The 23,346-nt window shown below is 61.6% G+C and carries 22 protein-coding genes; 7 read left to right on the top strand and 15 right to left on the bottom strand.

All coding sequences use genetic code 11. The features are described from left to right. Positions 1-49: 49 nt before the first annotated feature. On the bottom strand, positions 50-1,315 hold the full coding sequence (locus tag CLV45_RS01125; protein WP_100334560.1) for a putative DNA modification/repair radical SAM protein: 1,266 nt from the start codon (positions 1,313-1,315) through the stop codon (positions 50-52). Positions 1,316-1,629: 314 nt separating this feature from the next. Here CLV45_RS01125 and CLV45_RS01120 point away from each other — a divergent pair, with 314 nt between their 5' ends. The 5 genes from CLV45_RS01120 (at position 1,630) to CLV45_RS01100 (ending at position 7,994) form a co-directional block, all read left to right on the top strand. Continuing rightward, complete coding sequence (locus CLV45_RS01120; RefSeq protein ID WP_100334559.1) at positions 1,630-3,504, top strand: BamA/TamA family outer membrane protein; 1,875 nt, start codon at positions 1,630-1,632, stop codon at positions 3,502-3,504. Between the two features lie 540 nt (positions 3,505-4,044). After that, positions 4,045-4,881 carry a CvfB family protein gene (locus CLV45_RS01115; RefSeq protein ID WP_100334558.1) on the top strand — a complete coding sequence of 279 codons (837 nt, stop codon included), beginning with the start codon at positions 4,045-4,047 and terminating at the stop codon, positions 4,879-4,881. A gap of 94 nt (positions 4,882-4,975) precedes the next feature. Next, positions 4,976-5,650 carry an NAD-dependent epimerase/dehydratase family protein gene (locus CLV45_RS01110; protein ID WP_100334557.1) on the top strand — a complete coding sequence of 225 codons (675 nt, stop codon included), beginning with the start codon at positions 4,976-4,978 and terminating at the stop codon, positions 5,648-5,650. 54 nt (positions 5,651-5,704) lie between these two features. Further along, positions 5,705-6,292, top strand: coding sequence for a hypothetical protein (locus CLV45_RS01105; RefSeq protein ID WP_100334556.1), 588 nt, complete (start codon positions 5,705-5,707; stop codon positions 6,290-6,292). 250 nt (positions 6,293-6,542) lie between these two features. Continuing rightward, positions 6,543-7,994 carry a T9SS type A sorting domain-containing protein gene (locus tag CLV45_RS01100; RefSeq protein ID WP_100334555.1) on the top strand — a complete coding sequence of 484 codons (1,452 nt, stop codon included), beginning with the start codon at positions 6,543-6,545 and terminating at the stop codon, positions 7,992-7,994. A 96-nt stretch (positions 7,995-8,090) separates the two neighbouring features. On the opposite strand, the gene CLV45_RS01095 is transcribed toward CLV45_RS01100, so the two are convergent. The 10 genes from CLV45_RS01095 to CLV45_RS01050 form a co-directional block, all read right to left on the bottom strand. Continuing rightward, positions 8,091-8,363: a hypothetical protein gene (locus CLV45_RS01095; RefSeq protein WP_100334554.1), complete on the bottom strand. Its 273-nt coding sequence runs from the start codon at positions 8,361-8,363 to the stop codon at positions 8,091-8,093. A 98-nt stretch (positions 8,364-8,461) separates the two neighbouring features. Continuing rightward, complete coding sequence (locus tag CLV45_RS01090; RefSeq protein ID WP_100334553.1) at positions 8,462-9,478, bottom strand: DUF4249 domain-containing protein; 1,017 nt, start codon at positions 9,476-9,478, stop codon at positions 8,462-8,464. A 12-nt stretch (positions 9,479-9,490) separates the two neighbouring features. Then, a complete protein-coding gene (locus tag CLV45_RS01085) occupies positions 9,491-11,878 on the bottom strand; it encodes a TonB-dependent receptor (protein ID WP_100334552.1) in 2,388 nt (795 codons plus the stop codon). A 192-nt stretch (positions 11,879-12,070) separates the two neighbouring features. After that, entirely contained in the window at positions 12,071-12,736 is a 666-nt protein-coding gene (locus tag CLV45_RS01080; protein ID WP_100334551.1) for an OmpH family outer membrane protein, read from the bottom strand. Between the two features lie 89 nt (positions 12,737-12,825). Continuing rightward, positions 12,826-13,389, bottom strand: a complete 564-nt coding sequence (locus tag CLV45_RS01075) for a GNAT family N-acetyltransferase (RefSeq protein WP_100334550.1) — start codon at positions 13,387-13,389, stop codon at positions 12,826-12,828. 37 nt (positions 13,390-13,426) lie between these two features. Next, positions 13,427-14,485: a succinylglutamate desuccinylase/aspartoacylase family protein gene (locus CLV45_RS01070; RefSeq protein ID WP_317045086.1), complete on the bottom strand. Its 1,059-nt coding sequence runs from the start codon at positions 14,483-14,485 to the stop codon at positions 13,427-13,429. Positions 14,486-14,682: 197 nt separating this feature from the next. After that, positions 14,683-15,108, bottom strand: a complete 426-nt coding sequence (locus tag CLV45_RS01065; protein ID WP_100334549.1) for a GNAT family N-acetyltransferase — start codon at positions 15,106-15,108, stop codon at positions 14,683-14,685. 25 nt (positions 15,109-15,133) lie between these two features. Beyond that, the gene (gene rimK / locus CLV45_RS01060) at positions 15,134-16,093 is read right to left on the bottom strand and encodes a 30S ribosomal protein S6--L-glutamate ligase (protein ID WP_100334548.1); all 960 of its coding nucleotides are present in this window, start codon (positions 16,091-16,093) and stop codon (positions 15,134-15,136) included. Positions 16,094-16,163: 70 nt separating this feature from the next. After that, positions 16,164-16,640 carry an ATP-dependent zinc protease family protein gene (locus CLV45_RS01055; RefSeq protein WP_100334547.1) on the bottom strand — a complete coding sequence of 159 codons (477 nt, stop codon included), beginning with the start codon at positions 16,638-16,640 and terminating at the stop codon, positions 16,164-16,166. A gap of 353 nt (positions 16,641-16,993) precedes the next feature. Continuing rightward, positions 16,994-18,115: a PQQ-dependent sugar dehydrogenase gene (locus CLV45_RS01050; protein WP_100334546.1), complete on the bottom strand. Its 1,122-nt coding sequence runs from the start codon at positions 18,113-18,115 to the stop codon at positions 16,994-16,996. Positions 18,116-18,250: 135 nt separating this feature from the next. On the opposite strand from CLV45_RS01050, the gene CLV45_RS01045 reads away from it, so the two are divergent. Beyond that, positions 18,251-19,387 (top strand): MBL fold metallo-hydrolase, encoded by a 1,137-nt coding sequence (locus CLV45_RS01045; protein ID WP_100334545.1) that lies wholly within the window; start codon positions 18,251-18,253, stop codon positions 19,385-19,387. A gap of 19 nt (positions 19,388-19,406) precedes the next feature. Here CLV45_RS01045 and CLV45_RS01040 read toward each other — a convergent pair whose 3' ends face one another. After that, positions 19,407-19,712 (bottom strand): 2TM domain-containing protein, encoded by a 306-nt coding sequence (locus tag CLV45_RS01040; RefSeq protein WP_157807214.1) that lies wholly within the window; start codon positions 19,710-19,712, stop codon positions 19,407-19,409. Between the two features lie 189 nt (positions 19,713-19,901). On the opposite strand from CLV45_RS01040, the gene CLV45_RS01035 reads away from it, so the two are divergent. Beyond that, on the top strand, positions 19,902-20,480 hold the full coding sequence (locus CLV45_RS01035) for an O-acetyl-ADP-ribose deacetylase (RefSeq protein WP_100334543.1): 579 nt from the start codon (positions 19,902-19,904) through the stop codon (positions 20,478-20,480). 323 nt (positions 20,481-20,803) lie between these two features. Here the strand turns inward: CLV45_RS01035 and CLV45_RS01030 are convergent, their stop codons facing one another. The 3 genes from CLV45_RS01030 to CLV45_RS01020 all read right to left on the bottom strand — a co-directional run bounded on the left by CLV45_RS01030 (position 20,804) and on the right by CLV45_RS01020 (position 23,289). After that, positions 20,804-21,598 carry an alpha/beta fold hydrolase gene (locus CLV45_RS01030; protein WP_100334542.1) on the bottom strand — a complete coding sequence of 265 codons (795 nt, stop codon included), beginning with the start codon at positions 21,596-21,598 and terminating at the stop codon, positions 20,804-20,806. A gap of 146 nt (positions 21,599-21,744) precedes the next feature. Next, entirely contained in the window at positions 21,745-22,302 is a 558-nt protein-coding gene (locus CLV45_RS01025; protein ID WP_100334541.1) for a DUF502 domain-containing protein, read from the bottom strand. A 99-nt stretch (positions 22,303-22,401) separates the two neighbouring features. Further along, the gene (locus tag CLV45_RS01020) at positions 22,402-23,289 is read right to left on the bottom strand and encodes a 4-hydroxy-3-methylbut-2-enyl diphosphate reductase (RefSeq protein ID WP_100334540.1); all 888 of its coding nucleotides are present in this window, start codon (positions 23,287-23,289) and stop codon (positions 22,402-22,404) included. Positions 23,290-23,346 lie beyond the last annotated feature (57 nt).

Here is a 23,346-nt window from a genome sequence, read left to right as displayed (position 1 = left end):
GGTGTAGCCTGTTCACAATTTCTTTCTTCCGACACCGGCCCCAGGCGCCTTAACTGGCCTGGGCAAACAAATCGAGCTGCTGGGTGACCAGCGCCGAGCGGACCGAACCCGCGCCGAATAAGATCTGGCGGCGGATGCTTTGCTCGTCGTAGTCGCGGGTTTCGAGGGCCTGGCCCTTGCAGGTAATAAAGTATTTGGCCCGCTTGAGCACCACTCCGAACTTGTGCAGGTGGTCGAGGCTGAGTGGCGAGAAGCGGCGGGCGGCCACGATGCGCTTGGCCGAACGGGCTCCTACCCCGGGAATGCGCAGAATCATCTCGTAGTCGGCCGAGTTGATGTCGACCGGAAACACGTGGCGGTTGCGCAGGGCCCAGGCCAGTTTGGGGTCAATTTCGAGGTCCAGAAACGGGTGCTCGGGGTCCAGGATTTCGTCGGCCTCGAAGCCGTAGAACCGCATGAGCCAGTCGGTCTGGTAGAGGCGGTGCTCCCGAATCACGGGCGGCTGGGTGACTTGGGGCAGGCGGGCGTCGCCGCTTACCGGGATGTAGCCCGAGTAGTACACCCGCTTCAGGCCGTAGCCTTTGTAGAGCGAGTCGGTGAGCTTGATGATCTGGTGGTCGTTTTCGGCCGAGGCCCCCACGATGAGCTGGGTGCTCTGGCCGGCCGCGGCGAAATTGGGCACCTTCTTGAAGAGGGCCTTTTCCTCCTTGTTCTGGGTAATCCCGTCCCGGATCTGGCCCATGGGGGTCAGGATTTCCTGGTAATTTTTCTCCGGGGCCAGGGTGGTCAAACTCAGCTCCGAGGGCAACTCGATGTTCACGCTCAGGCGGTCGGCGTAGAGGCCGGCTTCGGCAATGAGCTCGGGCGAGGCGCCGGGAATGGTCTTGACGTGGATGTAGCCGTTGAACTTGTGCTCGGTGCGCAGCTTTTTGATAATGCGCACCAGCCGCTCCATCGTGTAGTCCGAATCCTTGAAGATGCCGGAACTCAGGAACAGGCCTTCGATGTAGTTGCGGCGGTAGAAGTTCATGGTCAGATCCACGACTTCATCCACGGTGAAGGCGGCGCGCTTCACGTCGTTGGAGCGGCGCGAAACGCAGTAGGCGCAGTCGAAGATGCAGTAGTTGGTCAGCAGAATCTTGAGCAAAGACACGCAGCGGCCGTCTTCGGTAAACGAGTGGCAGATGCCCATGCCCTCGGCGTTGCCCAGGCCTTTGTTCTCGTTTTTGCGCTTGCCGCCGCTGCTGGAGCACGACACGTCGTACTTCGCGGCATCTGCCAAAATACTTAGCTTTTCCTGAATCCGCTCGTTCATTTGGGGCTGTTTGGAGGCTTAAAAATAGCAGATTGATCTTTTCTGCGCAATACTATACCAAGCTAATTTTTTTAGGAAATGGTTCCGCTCCCCGCCGCTTCTTTGCCAATTCGGCCCTGGCGGCGCACCACGCTAAGTTCGGAGCGCCGTACCCGGGCCACCGACTTTTTCGTCTTATCCGGCCCAGCTCTTGCAGACCGCCCCTGCTGCTTCGTAACTTGCCGAGTAGGGCTTTGCCGCCGGCTCTTTGGCCGGGCCGCCAGCCACCGTGTTGTTGCCGTTTCATGAACCATTGCCTCTGGTCTGCTCCCCCCGTGCTGCGCCGCCTCCTGGGGCTGCTGGCGCTGCTATTGGTAGCGGGCAGCGCCCGGGCCCAGCAGCCTGCCAAGCCCGTCGTGACGGACTCGATGCGGACCCAGCCCGAAACCCGGCGCGACTCCCTGCGCCGCCGCTTCGACCAGGAGCGGGTGCTCACGGGCCTGAAGGCCTATACCCGCCGCAAAACCATTGCCGGCAAGGCCGCCTCGGCCATCTTTAACTTCACCGAGCGCCAGGAAGACCGGGTCGGCATCGACGTGGAGCTGCTCGACCGGCAGTTTGACCAGCACAATTACAAAATCGTGCGCCGCATTGATATCCGGGCCCTCGACGCGTTTGGCTACAGCGTGTCGGACCCCACGCGGGAGCCGCGCAACATTCTGGAGCGCACCGGCAACAGCTTTCACGTGACGACCTCCCGGGCCCGGGTGCGGCAGTTGCTGCTGTTTCGGATGGGCGAAGAGCTAGCGCCCCAGGCCCTGGCCGAATCGGAGCGTCTGCTGCGCCAAACCCCCGAGCTGCTCGACGCCCGCGTATTTGTGGACGAGGAAACGACCACCCAGGACAGCGTCGACATCCGCATTATTACCAAGGACGTGTTCAGCATCGGGGCCAACTTCCAGCTGCGCGACGTGGGCGCGGGCGTGGTCGAAGCCGACGACATCAACTTCCTGGGCCAGGGCCACCAGGTGCGCAACCGTTTCGAGTACGGCCGCACCGAGCCCCAGTCGTGGAGCTACGAGGGCAGCTACGTGGTGCCGTTCCGCAACTTTATCAACGGGCAGGTGCGCTACCGCAACGAGTTTCAGTACCGGGAGCAGGCCATCAGCTTTTCCCGTGACTTTTACTCGCTCAATACCCGCTACGCCGGGGCCGTATCGGTGCGCCTCTCCCAGCAGGGCATCCCGCTGACCCTGCCCGACCAGCCCACGACGTACCTGCCGGCCGACTACAGCATCAAGGATGCCTGGCTGGGCCGCTCGTTTCGGCTGCGCAGTTATGATTTGGGCTACGAAAACCCCGCTCGTCTCATCGTCTCGGGCCGGATAATTAACACGAACTACACGGCCCGGCCCAACCCGGATTACCTCAACTCATCCTTGGTGCTGGGCACGGTGGGCTACAGCGTGCGGCGCTACTACAAGGACAAGTACCTGTTCGGCTTCGGCCGCACCGAGGACATTCCGACCGGCACGCTCCTAAGTTTAACCGCCGGCTACGACTTCAACGATAAGTCCAACCGCACGTATTACGCCCTGCGCGCGGCCACCGGCGGCTTCAGCCTGCGCAATGGCTACCTGTACTTGAGCGGGGAGTTTGGCTCCTTTATCCGACAGCGCGACCATGACTGGCAACAGGGCCTGCTCAGCACCGAGGTACTGTACTTTACCCGCCTTTACCACACCGGCAACTGGCAGTGGCGACACTTCTTCTGGAACCGCTCGGCCCTGGGCTTCAACCGCCTGCCCGGCGAGCAAGGCCTGCTCATCGACGGTAACCGGGGCCTGCGGGGCTTTTCTTCGGACATGCGGGGCACCAGCCGCTTCGTGCTCAACTACGAAACCACCGTCTTTACGCCCGTTTCCTTCCTGGGCTTCCGCGTGGCCGGCGTGGCCTTCGTGGATGCGGCCTGGCTGGCTAACAAGCCCGGCCAGGAGCTGCCCTTCCGCAACACGCCCTACACCGGTTTTGGCCTGGGCCTGCGCCTGCGCAACGAGTACATTGCCGTGCGCACCGTGCAGCTGCTGCTGGGCTTCTACCCCCGGGGCCAAACCACGACCAACGGCTTCCGCGTCTTCGAAAACGCCCGCCCCTACTACGACTTCCCCGATTTCAACTTCGCCCAGCCCAACACCGTGCGCTACGAGTAGTGAAGGAGCGAAGGAGCGAATGAGTGATTTTTTGTTCTCAGGGCGCGTTTGCGTCGCAGGATGGCGTTCCAACTTTCTGAATGCCAGTTGGCGCCTGTAACCCTCCATTCAGAAAGTTGGAACGCCATCTTACGGGCGTAACCCTTCGTTCAAAAAGTTGGAACGGCATCTTTCGGGCGTAGACCTGCCTTCCAAATGTTTGGAAAGAGGTCTACGCCCGAAAGATGCCCTTGCATTCCAGTGTAGTGCCATCTTTCGCGCGAAAACTACCGTTGCGTACGAGTGCTGGGCCATCTTTCGCGCGAAAACCAGCCTTGCGCACGAGTGTAGGGATGGTTTTCGCGCGAAACCTATCCTTACACTCGTGCGCAGTGCCATCCTACGCCCGAAAACCATTCTTACCATCGTTGGTAACGGCAGCTTTCTCGCATTATCCGGCCGTATGAGCATTGGGCGGACCCGCGCACGGTGTACCGCCCCGGATCGGCTACCTTTGCTCCAGCCCTACTTCACTACATCACTACTTCACTCCTTCACTGTATGCTTGCGCTAGGCGATTTTAACGAACTGGAAGTGGCCCGCGCGGTCGATTTTGGCTTGTATCTGACTTCCGACGACGGCGACCTGCTGATTCCGGGCAAGTACGTGCCCGAGGGTACCCAGGTCGGCGACTGGCTGCGCGTGTTCGTGTACCGCGACTCCGAAGACCGGCTCATTGCCACTACCCTGGAGCCCTACGTGCGCGTCAACCAGTTTGCGGCCCTCACCGTGCGCGACGTGAGCAGCGTGGGCGCCTTTTTGGACTGGGGCCTGGAAAAGGACCTGTTCTTGCCCTACAGCAACCAGTGGCGCAACCTGCGCCCCGGCCAGCGCGTGACGGTGTACGTGTACCTGGACGAAACCACGGACCGTATCGTGGCCACGGCCAAGTGGGACCGGTTCCTGAGCGAGGAGCCCTTCCCCGGCCAGACCGGCGACGAGGTGCAGCTCTTCATTGCCGCCGAAACCGATTTGGGCTACTCGGCCATCGTCAATGGTACCCACCAGGGCCTGCTGTATTACAACGAGGTGTTTAAGCCCCTGCGCCTGGGCGACACGCCTACGGGCTACGTGCGCCAGATCCGGCCCGACGGCAAGCTCGATATCAGCCTGCAAAAGCTGGGCTACGCCGAGGCCCTCGACGCGGCCCAGGTAATTCTGGACGCCCTGCGCAAGGCCAATGGCAGCCTGCCGCTCTCCGACAAAAGTGAGGCCGACGACATTTACCGCCGCCTGGGCATGAGCAAGAAAGTGTTCAAGAAAGCGCTGGGCTCGTTATATAAGCAGGGCCTGGTACAACTGTTGCCCGAGCAAACGCGTCTGGTAGAGGGAAAATAGTTGGCGTCGGGGCGTAGTCCCGGGCGGCAATCCTGCGTATGGTAGGCCGGCCTTTTCCTGGTCCAGCCGTTCCGCTTTCCGCTCCCTCTGCCCCATGAAACTCCAGAAAACTGCTCTTATTGCCGGCGCCAGCGGCCTCGTTGGCAGTCAACTGCTGCCTCTGCTGCTGGCCTCCGACCGTTACGCCAAAGTCATTGCCGTGGGCCGGCGGCCGGTGCCCATGGTACACCCCAAGCTGGAGCAGCGCGTGCTGGACATGGACCAGCTGGAGCAGCACCGCCTCTCGCTCATTGCCGACGACGTGTTCTGCTGCCTGGGCACTACCATGCGGCAGGCCGGCTCCAAGCAGGCTTTCTACAAAGTCGACTACCTGTACGTGGTGAAGTTGGCCGCCCTGACGGCGGCCAACTTCGCGGCCCAGTTTATGGTTGTGTCGGCCATGGGCGCCGCGGCCGATTCACGCTTTTACTACAACCGCGTGAAGGGCGAAATGGAAGACGCCGTGCGGCAGCTGCCATTCCGGGCAATTCATATTTTCCGCCCGTCGCTGCTGCTGGGCGAGCGGGCCGAAAAGCGGGCCGGGGAACGAATTGGCGCCGTCCTGCTGAGTGTGCTCAGGCCGCTGCTGCTGGGGCCGCTGCGCAAGTACAGAGGCGTACCGGCCGCTGCCGTGGCCCAGGCCATGCTGCGGGCCGCCGAAGATGACGGAGGCGGGATTAAAGTGCACTTATCGGATGAAATTGCGGTGGGCCGTACTTTGCGGCGCTAAGTCCGGGTGGGCTGCTTACTTTTGTCCACATTTCTCTAAGCAGTTCCCGAACGTATGAAGCGTATTTCCTCTCTCCTACTCGGCGTGATTTTGCTGTGCAGCACCACGCTGGTATCGGCCCAAACCAAAAAGAAGTCCTCCGGCGGGGGCTCTAGCTCGGGCTACAGCACCGGCATCGGCCTGCGCGGCGGGGGCTGGTCGTCGGGTCTGACCATCAAACACTTCATGAGCGGCAAAAACGGCGTGGCCCTCGAAGCCCTGGTGACCACCGAATACGCGGCGCGCGGGGCCCGGCTCACGCTGCTGGGCGAAAAGCACCTGGGCGTGCCCGACGTGCGCGGCCTGCAGTTTTACTACGGTGCCGGGTTTCACGCCGGCGCTTACCAGGGCCGCTACTATTTTGAAGATGCCCGTTTTTACCGCTACGGCCGCAAAAACAAGGACGTGTACGTGCTCTACAACTACCGCTACGACGACGCGACTTACGTAGCCATAGGCGCCGACCTGATTCTGGGCCTGGAGTACAAAATGCCCGAACTGCCCTTCGTGGTGGGCGTGGACTACAAGCCCTTCTTCGAGGTATTTCACGGCTACACCGGTTTCTACAACGACGCGGCCGTGAGCTTGCGCTTTACGTTCTAGCGCAGCGGACTTCGGCTCCTCCTATTGGCAAACGGCCCCGGTAACCCGGGGCCGTTTTTGGTTTGGGGCGGTTCTGCGGCCCAGGTAGTGCTCTGGCGCCCGAAGCAGCCTTTATCCGGAATTTGCCGGCCCATTTTACCTACAAGTCGGTATTGTAAAGCCGGTGGGTGGTCAGCAAATTTGTTCGTGCTTCAGCAGAGCATTAGCTCGCGCCTGCCTCCCTTCATCCACCACACCTAACGCACGTCCAATGAAAAAACCTTTACTCCTCTTGCTGGCAACGCTGGGCGCTTCCTGGTCCTCGGCCCAGGCCCAAACCGCACTGGCCGAACTCACGCAAGCCGCGGCCCAGCGCCAGTTTGTGCCGCGCAACCCGCTGGATGTCCCGTTTAATGCTGCCGACGCGGCCCGCTCCACAACCGTGCGCCGGAACACCCGCTCGACGGGCTACAACTGGATTACCTCTTCGAATCAGTGGACCTCGGCACCCAACAGCACGGCCCTGACCTACACGGCCCAGGCTCTGCTGCAACAGGCTATTTCGGTGGACTCGGCCACGCGGGCACCCCTCAACCGGCTGACTTATACTTACAACCCGACTGGCCAGGCCACCACCTCCCTCACCGAAAACTGGGTGAATTCGGCCTGGCAGAACAGCTCACAAACAAACTGGACTTACGACGCCCAGGGCCGCATGCTCAGCCAAACCTCCCAGACCTGGACCAACGGGGCCTGGGTAAACACGTTCCAGTATCTGTACGGTTACGATGCGCAGGGCAAGATGACGTCTTACTCGACCTTAACCTGGACCAACGGCGCCTGGAAAATAACGTCGGGCTACCAGATTATGACCACCTACGATACGCAAAACCGCCTGACGGAAGAAATGCAAAGTAACTGGAACAGCACCAGCCAGGTCTACGGGCCCAGCACCCGCTACCAGTACACCTACTCCGGTACTTCGGCCCTCTACAGCAGCTACGTGCTACAGACCTGGGTTAATACCGCCTGGGCAAACGCCTCCCGGGCCACAAACTTCATCTACGACACCCAGAACCGGCTCACGTACTACGAAAACCAGTCGTGGAGCAACAACGCCTGGGCACTATCCTCGCGCACCACGACCACCTACGCGGCCGGCTCCAACAACAACGTAACCGTAACGCAGAGCCTGGCCGGTACCAGCTGGGTTGATAACAGCCGCACTACGCGCACCTACGACGCCCAGGGCAACCAGCTAAACTTCTACGTCGAAATCTGGACTAATAACGCCTGGCAGCCGACTTCGGGCCAGCGTTACTTCGACGCCTTCAACTCTAACAACGACATTATTCGCCGCTTGTACCAGCGGGTTGACGCCACAAACCACGTCTTCGTCAACGCCAACAAGTTCTATTACTACGATTACCAGAGCTTTGTATTAGCCGCCCGCCCCGGCAGCCTGGCCGCCCAGGTAGCCCTTTACCCCAACCCCGCTTCCCGCACTGCTACCCTGCAGCTCAGCGGCTTGCAGCAGGCCGGAGCCGCCGCCCACGTTATGGTGCTCAACAGCCTGGGGCAGCCCGTGCAGCACCGGCAGGTCCGCGCCCAGGCCGGAACCCTGAGCTTGTCCCTAGACCTGAGCAGCCTGCCCGCGGGCCTGTACTCGGTGCAGGTGCAAACGGCCGAAGGCGCCACCGTGCAGCGCCTGGTCAAGGAGTAGCTTTTCGGTAAACCCTAACGCGCAAAACACCCCGCCAGCAGCTGCCGACGGGGTGTTTTGCGTGTTGGCTGGCAGGGCTCAAGGCCAGCTTTATGCTCAGCGCACCCGCACGTAGCGGTGCGGCCGGCCGTTGTAGTGGTAATACCCCGGCGCCGGCGCTACAATGACGGGCCGGGGCCGCACGTACACCGGCGGCGGGGGCACGACTACCACCCGCGCCGGCCGGGGCCGGTAGTAGCGCGGGCCGTAGCCGTAGTAGCGGGGCGGCGGGCCCACCACGGCCGTTTGGGCGGAAGCCACGCAGCTGGTCAGTCCTTCACTGACGAGCACCAACAACAAGAGAAACGGAAACTTCAGCAGCTTTTTCATACCACGAGCACCGGTTGATAGAAGCCGGTTCAATAGTAAGACCAGCCTTCGGCCCCAGGGTTTAATCGGGCGCCGGCCTAGATACGCAGCAGCTGTTTCTAGCGCAGCTTGATGCGGTACACGGCGTCGGTCATGCCGCCGAACAAGCCGTAGCCGGGCCGGATGTTGGACGGCAGCGGCGCGGGTTCGGCAAACGGGTTGCCTTCACTGTCGTTGTAGCGCCGCCGGGCCAGAAAAAAGTTGTAAGTGTCCTGGGTCATGCTGGTCACGTACACTTCCATGTAGTCGGGGCGCTGGCAGTTGCTGGCCTGCGGGCAGTAGCCGTCGTAGTAGCGCACGTTGGTCGTCAGCGAAAAGCGCTTGCCGTTCACGGCGGCATCAGCAAAGGGGAACAAATCGTAACCGTAACCCTGAAACGAGTAAATGGTCGAGAGCTGGAACTGGCCCAGGTCCACGTCCACGTCGCTTTCGTCGGTGGCAATATCCACCTGCGACCAGCCCTGGTACTGGTTGTTCTGCGAGTCCACGACGCGGGCAAAGGCCACGTAGTAGTTGGTGGCTCCCGGGTCGTCGGCTACCGTTATTGAAAGCTGGCCATAGACGTTGCTCTGGTCACTTTTGCTCACATTTTTAATAAACGTGGCGCTTTCAATAACTGGTACGGCGGGCAGAGTCAGCTTGCTTTCCACCGTTTCGAAGCCCGGCAGCGAGGCCTGCAGCGTGTAGGTGCGGCCGGGCTCCCCCTTCAGGTTGCGGGTGGGCTGGTAGGTGCCAATGTTGAACGTGTCGTAGGGCGAGGTGGGCGGCACGGGCTGAAACCGCTCGACTTCGGTCCCGTTCTCGTCCAGAATAACGACCGTGGCATCCTTGCGGCCCCGCACGTCCTTGGTGGAAAAAATCCGCTGGCTGGTGCTCACAAACAGGGTGCGGGTGTTGGCCAGCTCGTCGTGCTGACGCTGGGTGGTGTAGTTGCTCAGAATGTACTTCAGCGCAATGCGCGGCGTGTGCGCGGGCTCGGGCAGGTCGATAACGGTTTCGCAGCCGCTCAGCACGAGGCCAGCACTGAGCACCGCTAGGGCCGCACTCCGCCGATTCAGGGTAAATAGCGTCAGCATAAAAAAGGCGGGTTAGAATTTAAAGCTCTTGCTGAAGGACGGAATAATGGGAAACAGCGAAATCTGCTTGTACACCGACTTGTTTTGGCCGGTTTGGTAGTCGTAGTCGCGCGCCAGGTACATGTAGTAGGGGTTGCGGCGGCTGTAGGCGTTATACAAACTGAAGCTGTTCACCACTTCACCCCACTTCTTTTTCTTGGTCTTGCTTAGGTCCAGATCCAGGCGGTGGTAGGCCCGCATCCGGTAGCTGTTGCGCGGGCCGTACTCCTCGTACTGCTCGTTGGGCGCCAGCCGAAACCGGCCTTCCGACAGCGTGGTGGCGTTGCCGGTGCCGTACACCCAGGTGCCCGAGAGCGTGAAGGTGGAACTGAATTTGTGCACGATAACCAGGGACGCATCGTGGCGCCGGTCGTACTTGTAGGGGTAGAGCTGGCCCTGGTTTAGCTCGGCAAATTTGCGGTTGCTCCAGGCCAGGGTGTAGCCAATCCAGCCCGTGGTGCGGCCCGACTTCTTCTGCAGAAACACTTCCGCCCCGTAGGCCCAGCCCTGCCCGCTAGTGACTTTGTCCTGCCACTTGCTGTCGGTGGTACCCAGGAAGCTGGCTCCTTCCCGGTACTCAATCAGGTTCTGCATGGGCTTGTAGTAGGCTTCCAGGCTGAGCTCGTACTCTTCGCCCTTGTGCTGCAGGCTGCGGGCCGCCCCCAGGCTGAGTTGCTGGGCGCGCTGGGGCTTCACCTTGGCCGTAGCCGGCACCCACAGGTCGGTGGGCAGACCGATGCCGCTGTTGGTAAGCAGGTGAATGTACTGGGTGGTGCGGGCGTAGGACGCCTTCAGGGCCCAGTCTTCGGTGAGCAGGAAGCGGGCCGCCAAGCGCGGCTCCACCGACGGATACACCTTGTTGTCGACCAAAAAGCTGTTCAGGCGCAAGCCCGCGTTGACTTTGAGCCGGTCGGTGAGGCGGTAGTCGTCCTCGGCGTAAAGGCTGGCTTCGCTGGCCAGCGTCTGCACCCCCGACTCAATGTCGGCCGCACCCTCACCCTTCACCTGCAGGGCGCCGGGGCGGAAGGAGTGCAGAATGTACTGGCCCCCGAAGCGGATGTAGTGGTCGGGATTGGGTACGTAGTCCAGGTCGGCTTTCAGGCTCAGGTCCCGGATGTTGGACAGGTAGCGCAGGGCAAATTTCTCGACCCGGGGCTGGCCGTTGTCGAGCAGCTTGGTTTCCTGGGCAATGCCGACGTTGAACTGGTACTTGCTGTAGGTGAAGTGCGTGTTCATGAACAGCCGGTCATTGAGCACGTGGTTCCAGCGCAGGGCGGCAGTGAGGTTGCCCCAGCCCAGGCCGTCGTTTTCCTTGTAGTAAGTGCCGTCGTCGTTCTTGTCGTTGTAGCGGCCGTAGAACTTGTCGTAGCCGGTGTAGGCGCTCAGGTAGAGCCGGTCGCGGCGGCTTACTTTCCAGTTGAGCTTGCCGTTCAAATCGTGGAAGAAGTAGCCCACCGTGGGCCGCTCGTCGAACGGAATGCCCTCGTTGGCCAGCGCCAGGTTGATCAGCGGGCGGGCCAGCAGGTCGATGTAGGTGCGGCGGGCCGAGATGATAAACGAGGCCGTGTCCTTCTTGATCGGGCCTTCCAACGTCAGCTTGGAGGCCACGATGCCGATGGCGCCCTCGCCGTGAAACTCCTGCATGTTGCCTTCCTTCATCGAAATATCCAGCACCGATGACAGCCGGCCGCCGTAGCGGGCCGGAAAGCCGCCCTTGATCAGCTCCACGTTGTTTAGCGCGTCGGCATTGAAGACCGAGAAAAAGCCGAATAAGTGGGCCGCATTATACACCGGCGTGCCGTCGAGCAAAATCAGGTTCTGGTCGGGGGAGCCGCCGCGCACGTACAGGCCGCTGGTACCCTCGCCCCCACTCTGCACACCGGGCAGCAGCTGGAGCACCTTGAGCACGTCGGTTTCGCCAAACAGCGCGGGCAGGGTTTTGATCTGGGCAATGGGCACGTTGATAGTGCCCATACGGGTGCTCTGGGCAATTTTTTCCTCTTTGGCGCCCACCACTTCCACGCCAGCTATTTCGGCTGACAAAGGCCGCAGGCGGAAGTCGTGGCTTACGTTGCGCTCAGCCTTCACGGCAAAGCGCCCCTTCTCGTAGCCCAGGTACGACACGAACAGCCGCAGCGAGTCACTGGCGGCGGGCAGGGTCAGGGAGTAGAAGCCGTAGTTGTTGGTGGCCGTGCCCTGGCCGGTGGCGGGGTTCATTACGGCCACGCCGATGAGGTTTTCCCCCGTGGCCTGGTCCCGGACGTAGCCGCTAATGGTAAGCTTGCCGGGCTGCTGGGCCCGGGCCGCCGGGGCCGCGGCCAGCAGGACCCCAAGCAGCAGAAGTGAGCGAAATCGGCTCATAAATAAAGAGTAGAGAAGGACGATAAAGAGGTGGCTAAGGGAAAACAAAGGCCCGCGGGGGCAGCGTCAGCAATAAGCCGGCGCGCTACCGGAGGATGAAAAGTCGGGCCAAAAGGTTGGCTGGGAGAAAGTAAAAATGCCTGCCGTTTTATCGTAAACGGCAGGCATTTCCAGGTTCATATAGAAGAGCTACTATTTTTTGCCGCTGTACTCCTGGTTCAGGTGCTTGAGCACGGCGGCGGTAATGTCGATGTCCTTGCGGCCGTAGGCAATGGTGCCGCTGGGCGCGGCAATCAGGATCAGTTTGTAGCCGTTGGCTTTGCCGTACTGCTCAATCTGCTTGTTGATGCGGCCCAGCACCTGCTGGGTCATCTTGGCTTCTTCTTCCTGGGCCTGGCGCTGCAGCTTTTCCTGGGCTAGGCCGGCCTGCTGCTGCTGGGCCTGGAGCTTCTGCTCAGTGGCGGCGCGCTGCTCGGGCGTGAGGCTCTCGGCCTGCTTCTGGTACTGCTGCACGGCATTCTGGAAGCCGGTTACCAGGGCTTGGTTTTGCCGCTCCCAACCGCGGGCCTTGGCCTCGAAGCTGCGGCGGGCGTCCTGCATGCCCTTGTAGCCTTCCAGTAGCTTACCCGATTCCACGTAGGCTACTTTATCAGTATCGGCCACGGGTACTACCGTGGTAGCGGCGGCCGTAGCGGTGGTGTCGTCATCGTCTTGGTCGGCGGTGGGGGTCGTAACGGCCGCGGCGGCCGGAGCAGCGGCGGGAGCCGCAGCGGGCTTGGAGGAGAAGTGCAGGTAGAATAGCACGATTACGGCCACTACCAGCACGGCGTCGATTATCAGGCGCAGGGGATTGTTCATTCGAGGAAAAAGAGAGAAAAGAGAAAAAGCCCGTCAATGGCTGACCAAAGAAACACAAAAAGCGGCAAGCTACCTGCCTGTTAGGGCCTTTATCCCTGGTTTTGCTGCCACTCCGACCCCAGCAGGGCATACACGTATTCGTCGCCCCAGCCGCCTTTAAACCAGACGTGCTGCCGAAAATGCGCTTCCTGCCGCATGCCTGCCCGGGCCAGCAGCGCCACCGAGCCCTGGTTGAGGCAGTCGGTTACGGCCATCACCCGGTGCAGGTGCAGCTCCCGAAAGCAGTAGCCGAGCAGGGCCCGTAGCGCTTCAGTGGCGTAGCCCTGTCCCTGGTGGACCGGGGCCAGCGTAATTCCGATTTCGGCCTGCCGGGGGTCATCGGCCTGCAGGCAGAGGGCACAGTCGCCCAGCAGCTCGTCGGTGTCGGCGCGGGCAATGGCAATCTGGACCCAGGTGCCGGGCGGGGCCGGAATGACTGCCCCGGCCTGACTGGCCACGAAAGCCTCGGCCTGGGCGGCGGTGTAGGGTTCCCAGCTTTGGAAGCGGGCCACGGTGGGGTCGGCGCGGTAGGCGGCAAAGGCGGGCAGGTCGGCGGCCTGAAACGGGCGCAGCTGCAGGCGGGTCGTACGCGGCAAATTGGAAACTGAACTCATAAGAGCAAAGAAAAGGTGCTGCTGGCGGCAGCGGTGGTTATTCGATTTCTATTTCTTCCAATTCCTCGGGGCTGCCGGGCTTCTCGTTGAAGGGCGGGTTGCGGGCCAGCCGGGCGGCCTCGGCCTCGTCAACCAGCCCCACGTGCAGCAGCGCGTCGCCCTGGTTGACGACCGGCATGTGGTTGAGCCCGATAATATAGCCCGCCACCGGCGACTCCAGCCGCACGGCCTGCTCGCCGTAAGGGTCGGCCACGCTGCCGTAAGTCTGGCCTTTTTCCAGGTACTGCCCGTTTTGCACGTGGCTCCGAAACAGGCCTGCAAACTTGGCCCGCAGCCAGGTGTGGCGCAAGCACACGATAGTGGGTTGGGCCGGCGGGGCGGCCTCGGGCACCATGCCCAGGTGGTGCAGCACCCGAAACGTGCCAGCAATGGCCGTATCGATGCCAGCCTCATCGAGCCGCAGCGACTCCCCGGCCTCGTACACGATAATGGACTTGCCCTGCTTGAAGGCGGCTTCCCGCAACGAGCCCGGCCGTAGCGACGAGTGCAGCGTAAAGGGCGCCCCAAAGGCCTGGGCCAGGGCGTCGCCGTCGGGGGAGCCGAGCTGGCAGCGCACCTGCGGGAAGTTGCTGCGGGCCGCCCCGCCGGTGTGAAAATCAATGCCGCAGTCGACCAGGGGCATGATTTCGCGCATGAAGCGGTGGGCCACGCGGCTGGCCAAGGAACCCCGCGGGTGGCCGGGAAAACTGCGGTTTACGTCTTTGCCATCGGGTACTTCCCGACTGAAGTTCAAAAACCCGTAGATGTTCAGGATGGGAATGGCAATGATGGAGCCCCGCAGCGGGTGCAGCAGGTCGCGCCGGATCAGGCGGCGGATGGTTTCGATGCCATTCACCTCGTCGCCGTGCATACCGGCCATGAGCAGCACCGTGGGGCCGGGCTTTTCGGAGCGGTACACGTGCACCGGCACGTCGATGACGGTGCCCGAGGGCAGGCGCGAAATAACGAGCCGCGTCAGGACCTGTTCGCCCGGCCGGATGGTAAGGCCGTTGATGAGCATATTCTCGGGGGGGTCAACAAACGGGGCTTCCAGCACGGGCAGGCAACGGTAAAGCTGCGTAACGGCCGGACGCAGGCCGGGAGCCGGCCCCTTGCCCGCTCAGAAAGCCCGCAAGTTTCAAAAAATATCAGACAACCGCCCCCGCCGCAACAGGTTTGCTGTATAGCCGGCCGCGTTTCCCCGCCCGATCCGGCCACATTCCCGCTCCTCCCCTGCCGCCGTACTGCTGCCCGCTACCGGAGCGTCAGCAGAAAATAAGGCCCTTCCGAACTGTCGCCCTCGGCGGTAATCGTCCAGCCCAGGGCCCGATAAAAACCCAGGGCCCTGGTGTTTTGCTGCAAGCACTTGAGCGTCGCCGGGCGGCCCATTCGCGCCAGACAAGCCTGCAGCAGTGCTTGGCCAATGCCCTGACCATGCTGCTCAGGCGCGACAAACAACGAATGAATAAAGTTGTCGGGCGGCCACCAGGCAATAAAGCCCACGGGCTCGGCCTGGTTTAGGACCACGAGGATGGTTTCGCCCCGGGTTACGGCGTCGAAGTCTTCCAAGGAAAACTGCGCCGCATCGAGCCAGGTAAAGGCCCGCTGCCGGGCCCGCAGGTACAGCAGCCGCAGCGGCTCGGCGTATTGGGGCACGTATTCGACGATGGTCCAACGCATGACCTTCGATTCCAGCCCCGCCGGCCTACCGCTGCGGCGTGTCCGACTGCGAGTCGGGCATGGGCTCGGGGGCTTTCTTCTTGGTGCCGGCGCCTTCCTTTTTCACCTTGCGCTGGGCCAGTTCCTCGGTGTACTCGATGATTTTGCCGGCAATGTTGAGGCCGGTGGCTTTTTCAATGCCTTCCAGGCCCGGCGAGGAGTTTACTTCCAGCACCAGTGGGCCTCGTTTGCTTTGCAGCATATCCACGCCGGCAATGCCCAGGCCCAGGGCTTTGGTGGCCAGCAGGGCGGCGGCTTTTTCGGCCCGGGTGAGCTTGACGAGCGTGCCGGTGCCGCCGCGGTGCAGGTTGGAGCGGAATTCGCCCTCCTTGCCCTGCCGCTTCATGGCGCCCACTACTTCGCCGTTCACGACGAAGGCGCGCAAATCGGCGCCCTTGCTTTCGGCAATATACTCCTGCACGATGATGCGGGCCTTGAGGTTGTGAAAGGCCTCAATAACGGACTGGGCCGCTTTTTCGGACTCGGCCAGTACCACGCCCAGTCCCTGGGTGCCTTCGAGCAGCTTGATGATAACCGGGGCGCCGCCCACGAGCCCGATCAGCTCGGATACTTCGTTGGAATAGTTGGTAAAAGCCGTTTTGGGCATGCCCACCCCGGCCCGGGACAGGATCTGCATGGAGCGCAGCTTGTCGCGGGAGCGGATGATGGCCTGGCTTTCGACGGCCGTCTTAACCTTCATCATCTCAAACTGCCGCACCACGGCCGTGCCGTAGAAGGTAGCCGAGGCCCCGATGCGGGGAATGATGGCGTCGAATTTTTCGAGTTTATTGTCGAGGTATACAATGCCGGGCGCCCCTTTTTCGAGCACCAGGTTGCACTTCATATGGTCGATAACCGCCACGTCGTGGCCACGCTGCCGGGCAGCTTCTACCAGACGAGTCGTGGAATACAGCTTCGGCTCACGCGACAGAATCGCAAGTTTCATCGGAAAGGGTGTCTTGGAGGATAGAGAGGAAAGAGCAGAAGCGAGCTTGCAAAGTAACTACCCAAAGCGCTTAAGGCCGCGCTTGGTTCGTGGCGTGTTGAAATTTAGCCGAAACATTGCGCCGGGCCACGTCCACCACAAACCGCCCCCGGCGCAGCAGCAGCCGCCCAATGAGGACGGGATATTTCATGTCGCTGCGGTCGGACAGGGAGAATTCGGTGACGTAGTCTTCGTTGAAAAGGCGGATAATGGTTTGGATAACGTAGCGCTCTTGCACGTCGCCGTTGGAGCTTTTGATGTCGCGCAGGCTGAAGTCGGCAAAGTACATGGGTCGGCCATTGAAGTTGGGGTGGGTGTCGTCGAGGAGCTGGACGCGCAGAATCTGGCGGCCGTCGGGCAGCTGCTCCACCCGGATGTTGGAGCAGTGAATGGCGCCCGTGTAGGCGCCCGTGTCCACCTTGGCCTCCACGCCCTGAATATCAAACTGCGGAAAGTCGACCAACTCCCGGCGGCCCACCACGCGCTTCGGCACTCGCTGTTTTTTCATCGGCAGGCAAGATAGGTGTAATGTGCTGATGTGCTAATGGGGGAGAATGGGCTAATGATGAATGTGGGAAATGTGCTTGAATGTGGGGAATGTGGTTGAATGTCCTTGCGAGGACGCAGGACATTCCGCGCATCTGGCGGCGTCAAGCCGTCCGCTGAAATATACTGAGCCCTCTAACGTGAAAAGCCCTTTCCTACCACGTGTAGGAAAGGGCTTTCTGGGAAAAGGACGTTTGTCACTAGTCACTAGCCGAGGACGGATGGCTTCGTCATTCCTCTTCGCAAGGACACGAGTAATGCATTCAACCACATTTTCCCCATTAGCACCTCAGCACATTCAAAACACATTAACCACTAGCCTTTGTAGCTGATGCGGTAGACGGCGTCGTTCTGGTCGTCGGAGAGCAGCAGGGAGCCGTCGGGCAGCTGGAGCAGGCACACGGGGCGGCCCCAGCTGGTTTTGCCCTGTAGCCAGCCTTCGGCGAAGGTTTCGTAGCTGGTGGCCTGCTTGCCGGTGGCGTCGAGCTTGACGAGGCTGATGCGGTAGCCGATTTTGGTGCTGCGGTTCCAGGAGCCGTGCTCGGGGATGAAAATCTGGTTGCGGTACTGGGCCGGGAATTGCTTGCCGGTGTAGAATTTCATGCCCAGGGCGGCCACGTGGGGCCCGAGCTTGCGGGCGGGCTTGGTGTAGGTAGCGGCCGAGCGGCCCTGGCTGAACTCGGGGTCGGGCACGTCGCCGGCGAAGAAGTAGGGGAAGCCGAAGTGCAGACCGGGCGCGGCCGCGCGGTTGAGCTCATCGGCGGGCAGGTTGTCGCCGAGCTGGTCGCGGCCGTTATCGGTAAACCACAGGGCTTTATCCACGGGGCTCCAGTCGAAGCCCACGGTGTTGCGCACGCCCTTGGCTATGGTTTCGAAGCCGGTGCCGTCGGGGTTCATGCGGTTGATGGTGCCGTAAATGGCTTCTTCCTGCTCGCAGGAGTTGCAGGGCGCGCCCACCGGCACGTAGAGCTTGCCGTCGGGCCCAAAGGCAATGTACTTGTAGCCGTGCCAGTCCTTGTTGGGCAGCTGGTTGTAGACTACCACGGGCTTGGGCTTCTGCTTGAGCGTCTTGGCAATGTTGTCGTAGCGCACCACCCGGTTGATTTCGCCCACGTAGAGCGCGCCGTTGCGCACGGCCACGCCGTTGGGCGCGTTCAGGCCGGTGGCCACGGTCACGACTTCATCGGCGCGGCCGTCCTTGTTACGGTCGGGCAGGGCGTAGACTTTGTCGTCCTTGGTGCCCACGTACACGGTGCCGTCGGGGCCCACAGCCAGCTCCCGGGCGCTTTTCACGCCCTGGGCAAAGTAGCTGATGGTAAAGCCCGCGGGCAGTTTGATCTTGCTCAGGTTGGCGTCGGCCGCGGCGGTGGGGCTTTCGGCGGTAAAGCCCAGGGCCAGGGGCGCGAGCAGGGCGAGGGGAAGAAGGCGGCGAATCATATGGGGTAAAACACCGACCAGCTCCCGAAGGTTGCAGCCCCGGCGGCCCCTTCCCTGCCGGATTACAGTATTTGCCGTATCATTTCGTCAGCACCGGCAGTAACCACGCTCTTCCCGGTTTTCAATTCTTCCCTGATGTCCAGATTTTCGCGCGTCCTCGGCCGCCTCGTCGCCAGCTTGCTGGCTATTTTGCTGGTGGCCGGCGTAGCTTTTGCCAATCTGAGCCCCGAAATGGGCGGCAAGCCCACCAAGGCCGAGCGGGCCGCCTACGCCAAAACCGGCCGCTACCAGGACGGCGAGTTCCGCAACCTGATTCCGACCAGCGTCAGCACCGGCGGCAGCATGGCGGGCATGCTCTGGAAGTTTCTTTTCGGCAAGGTGCCCAACAGCCTGCCGCCCGCGCCCCTGCCCACCCGGCCGCTCGACTCGCTCAGCATCACCCGCAAAACGCCCGAGCTGCTGCGCGCCACCTGGTTTGGGCACTCGGCCAGCCTGGTGGAAATTGCGGGCTACAATATCTTGCTGGACCCCATGCTGAGCGTGAAAATGGGGCCCGTGAGCTGGGTCACGCCCAAGCGTTACAACGCCAGTCTGGCTATTACCGCCGAGCAGCTGCCGGCCATCGAGGCCGTGCTCATTTCCCACGACCACTACGACCACCTCGACTACCAGAGCATCCGGCGGCTCAAGGACAAAACCCGGCGCTTCTACGTGCCCCTGGGCGTGGGGGCCCACCTGCGGGCCTGGGGCGTGGCACCCGACAAAATCCGGGAGCTGGACTGGAACGACTCAGTGCAGCTGCCGGGCCTGACCATTGTCAGTACACCGGCGCGGCACTTTTCGGGCCGGGGCCTCACCAACCGCAACTCCACTTCCTGGACTTCCTGGGTGCTGAAGTCGGCCACGAAACGCGTGTTTTACAGTGGCGACGGAGGCTACGGCCCGCACTTCCAGGCCATCGGCCGGCAGCATGGCCCCTTCGACCTGGCCTTGCTCGAGTGCGGGCAGTACGATGCGCAGTGGAGCCAGATTCATATGACGCCCGAGCAGAGCGTGCAGGCCGGCCTCGACGTGCGGGCCCGGGTGATGCTGCCCGTGCACTGGGGCGCGTTCAGCGAAGCCTTCCACGCCTGGAACGACCCTATTCAGCGGGCCACGGCCGAAGCGGCCCGCCTGCAGTTGCCCATCACCACGCCCGAGCTGGGCCAGCCCGTAACGCCCGGGGCCGGCCCGCTACCCCAGCTGCCGTGGTGGCAGCGGGTGGGCCAGTAACGGCGTTAGGGGAAGCCGCTTAGCGACCTTCCCGCTCGCGCACCAGCCGCTCGTACTCCCGCTCCGACTGCTGCCCGCCGAAGCCGCTGTACACCCGAATGCCCTGCATCAGCACGCCGAAGCCCCAGAACACGGTGGACCAGAGTGGCCAGGGAATGTAGTTGAAATGCCGGCCGGTGTGCTGCCAGCCGCTGCTGAAGTCGGTGAGCAGCCAGATGCCCCAGAGCAGGGCGTTTACCACCAGATAGGTAAAGAGGTGGGCTTTGAATTTGGCGCGGGCTTTAGCAATGCGCCACAATTGGGGGTCCCGGTCGGCAGCTTCCATAGCAGTGAGGAGAAAAGTGAATGATGATGGGACGAACCTATTCATTCGCAACTGCATAGGCAACTCCTAATATACCGAGTTGTGGCCGCCGCGGGTCCGAAGCAGCAAAATTCCCGGATGAAGCGTACAGGCTGCTAGGGTGTTTTTAGAACGCCGGACCAGCTTTTCCACCGAACCTGCTTTTCCGCTATGCCTACTGCTGCTTCCGCTTCTGCTGCCGATTGGCGCGCCCAGGCCCGGGCGTTTGGCCGCATTCTGCTCTACCAGGGTGACATTACCAAGCTTGATACTTCGGCCGTCGTCAATGCGGCCAATGCCACCATCCTCGGCGGCGGCGGTGTCGACGGGGCCATTCACAAGGCCGGTGGCCCGGCCATCGTGGAGGAGTGCCGCCAGATTCGGGCCCGGCACTACCCCGACGGGCTGCCCACCGGCGAAGCCGTTATTACCAACGCCGGGCAGCTGCCCGCCCAACACGTCATTCACACGGTGGGCCCCATTTGGCACGGCGGCCGGCAGCAGGAACCCGAGTTGCTGGCCCGCTGCTACCGCCGGAGCCTGCTGCTAGCCGCCGACCACGGCCTCGACAGCGTCGCCTTTTCCGCCATCAGCACCGGCGACTACGGCTACCCCAAGCCCGAGGCCACCGCCATTGCCGTGCGCGAAGTCCGGGAGTTTCTAGCCAGTCACCACCTGCCCAAAGAGGTAGTTTTCGTCACCTTCGACGAGGAAAGCACCCGCCTTTACGAGCAGGAGCTAGGAGATTAATGTGCTCAGGTGCTACTGTGGTTGAATGTGCTAATTTTTAATGTGGATAGAATGTGCAGAATGTGGGTAGAATGTGCGGAATGAATACTCGTGTCCTTGCGAGCTTGCGAAGCCATCCGTCCTCTGAAATGTGCTTAACCCTCTAAAGTGAAAAGCCCTAACGTCCGCTCTGGTGTTAGAGCTTTTGGGTAAAAGGTCACTTCGTACTGCGCAGAGCACGGATGGCTTCGTCCTGCCTCCTCGCACTGGCACATTTCGCACATTCTGCACATTCTACCCACATTAAAAATTAGCACATTCAACCACAGTAGCACCTAAGCACATTACCACTTCACTTCCTCCGGGTGGCGGCGCAGGTAGCTGCCCACGTCGTAGATCAGGCCGGCGTGGCCGGCTTCGAGGAGCACGGTGTGGGCATTTTTAAGGGAGGCAATGAATTCCTGCAGGCCGGCGTGGGGAATTACCCGGTCGTACTTGCCCAGGAAAAACGTGACGGGCGTGGGCCGCTGATTCAGCAGAAAGGCCAGGCGGCGGGTGTCGAACACGAGGTGGCGAAACCCGACCCAGCTGCGGTATACGCGCAGGCGCTTTTCGCGGCTTTCGAGCTGCCACTCGGCAAAGCGCACCAGCCCCGAATCGACGAGGCGGCGCTGGGCCAGGGTGTTGATGAAGCGCAGCAGCCGCTCGGGCCGCAGCACGGCCCGCCCCAGAATGCCCCGCATCCAGGGCGGATAAGTGGCCAGCGCGTACCAGAACTGGGTTTTGATGCCGTCCGGGGCAATCAGCCAGAGCTTTTCAACCCGGTCCGGGAACTGCTCCACGGCCGTCAGGGCAAACTTGGCGCCCATGCTGAAGGCCAGCAGCCCGAACGTGCTGATGTCGTGCTCGGCCAGAAATTGGTCCAGCAGCTCGCCCAGGCGTTTTTTGCGCAGGGGCGCATCGGCTTTGGCCAGCTTGCTCTGCCCGTGGTAAAACAAGTCGAAGGCGTAGAGCGTCACCTCGGGGCCCAGCATGGCAGTCATGCCGCGCCAGTGGCCCTCGTTCTGCCCGTAGCCGTGAAACGCCAGCACCACCCGCGGCCCGGTGCCATATTTCCGAAAATGCAGCGTGGTTTTCATCCAGCAGTCAACAGGTATCAATCAACAAGCAACAATCAGCAGTTAGGTTCTACGGCAAAACCAGCGCTTGGCAGGCTACTGTTGACTATTGAGTGCTACTTGCGGACGGCGGCGCGCTGATTGTTACCTGAACAACGCTGCCCGAATTACAGGCGGGAAACGCCACCCGAAACGATGAACTTCATGACGTCACTGCTGGGCAAATCGAGGTAGGTCACGTTGTCGGCGGGCACCAGCACCAGCTCCCCGGAGAAGTTGTAGGAGTGCGGAAAGTACACGGCCATCAGCGCCTCGCGGTGAATGACGGTCATGCTGGTTTGGGTCACAAAGCCCATTTTGTAGCACTGGGTGGCCTTGTTCATGAGCACCAGCACGGGCTGGTTGAACTTCTGGTTGTCGCCCACGAAGGCGTCGAACAGGTCCTTGAGGCTGGAGTAAATGATGCTCACCAGCGGGGTGCGGTGCAACACCCGTTCGGCAATAACCAGAAACGGCCGCACCATAAACGACTTGGCAATAAAGCCCACGACCGTAATCATGCCGATGATCAGCACCAGGCCCAGGCCCGGAATGTGGCTCCCGTCCCAGCTCAGGTCGAAGGTGTGGTCGAGCCAGCTGAAGATGGAAAACAGGATGTAAATCGTCAGGCCGATGGGCGCCACGATGAGAAACCCGTTCAGGAAGTAATTGAAAAACCTGCTCATAGCACGAAAAAGGCAAAAAAATACCCGGCCATAACCGGCCGGGCAAGTAACGAAGTTTGCGGGTAGAAATTCCGGGTTTTTACCTCGACCGTAGCCGCTCTACACCGGCAGACTTTCGGCAATCTGCGTAACCCGGTCGGCCACGCGCTGCATGAGCCACATCGGGGTGCTGGTGGCCCCGCAGATACCCACGCTGCCCACGCCCTGCAGCCAGGCTTCGTTGAGTTCCTGCTCGTTTTCGATGAAGTAGCTGCGCGAATTGGTTTGGTTCACGACGCTGAACAGGGCCTTGCCGTTGGAGCTTTTGCGGCCACTGACGAACAGTACCACGTCGTAGTCGACGGCAAACTTGCGCAGGGCTGGCTCCCGGTTGCTGACCTGCCGGCAGATGCTGTCATTGGCATCGAACGACTCCAGGCTGCCCCCGGCGGCGGCAATACGCTGCTCGATGAGCTCCTTCATGTGGTAGAAGCCCGCGGTGCTCTTGGTCGTCTGGCTAAACAGGGTCACGGGCCGGGCAAAGTCAATCTGGTCGAGGTCGGCCTCGGTCATCACGATGATGGACTGGTTGCCGGTCTGCCCGTTGAGGCCGGTTACCTCGGCGTGCCCGGGCTGCCCATAAATAACCACCTGCCCGTTTTGGCGGGTGGTGCTGTCGAAGGCGTGCTTCACGCGGTTTTGCAACTTAAGCACCACCGGGCAGGAGGCGTCAATAAGCTCCAGGTTGTTGCGCAAGGCCAGCTCGTAGGTTTCCGGCGGCTCGCCGTGGGCCCGGATCAGCACCTTGCAGTCGTGCAGGTTCTGGAGCTGCTCCCGCTCGATGATGCGCAGGCCCTGCTGGTGCAGGCGCTCCACTTCCATGCGATTGTGCACAATATCGCCCAGGCAGTACAGGGTCGGCTCGTGCGCCAGCTCGTCTTCGGCCATCTGAATGGCGAATTCAACCCCGAAACAATACCCCGAATTTTTATCTATCGTGACGTTCATGACTCTTCCTTCAATACAAACACGCGGCGCTGCCTACAACATTCGCGCCCTTATTTC

The sequence above is a fragment of the Hymenobacter chitinivorans DSM 11115 genome, assembly GCF_002797555.1.
Taxonomy (GTDB): domain Bacteria; phylum Bacteroidota; class Bacteroidia; order Cytophagales; family Hymenobacteraceae; genus Hymenobacter; species Hymenobacter chitinivorans.
This window is presented reverse-complemented; position numbering and strand designations above follow the sequence as displayed.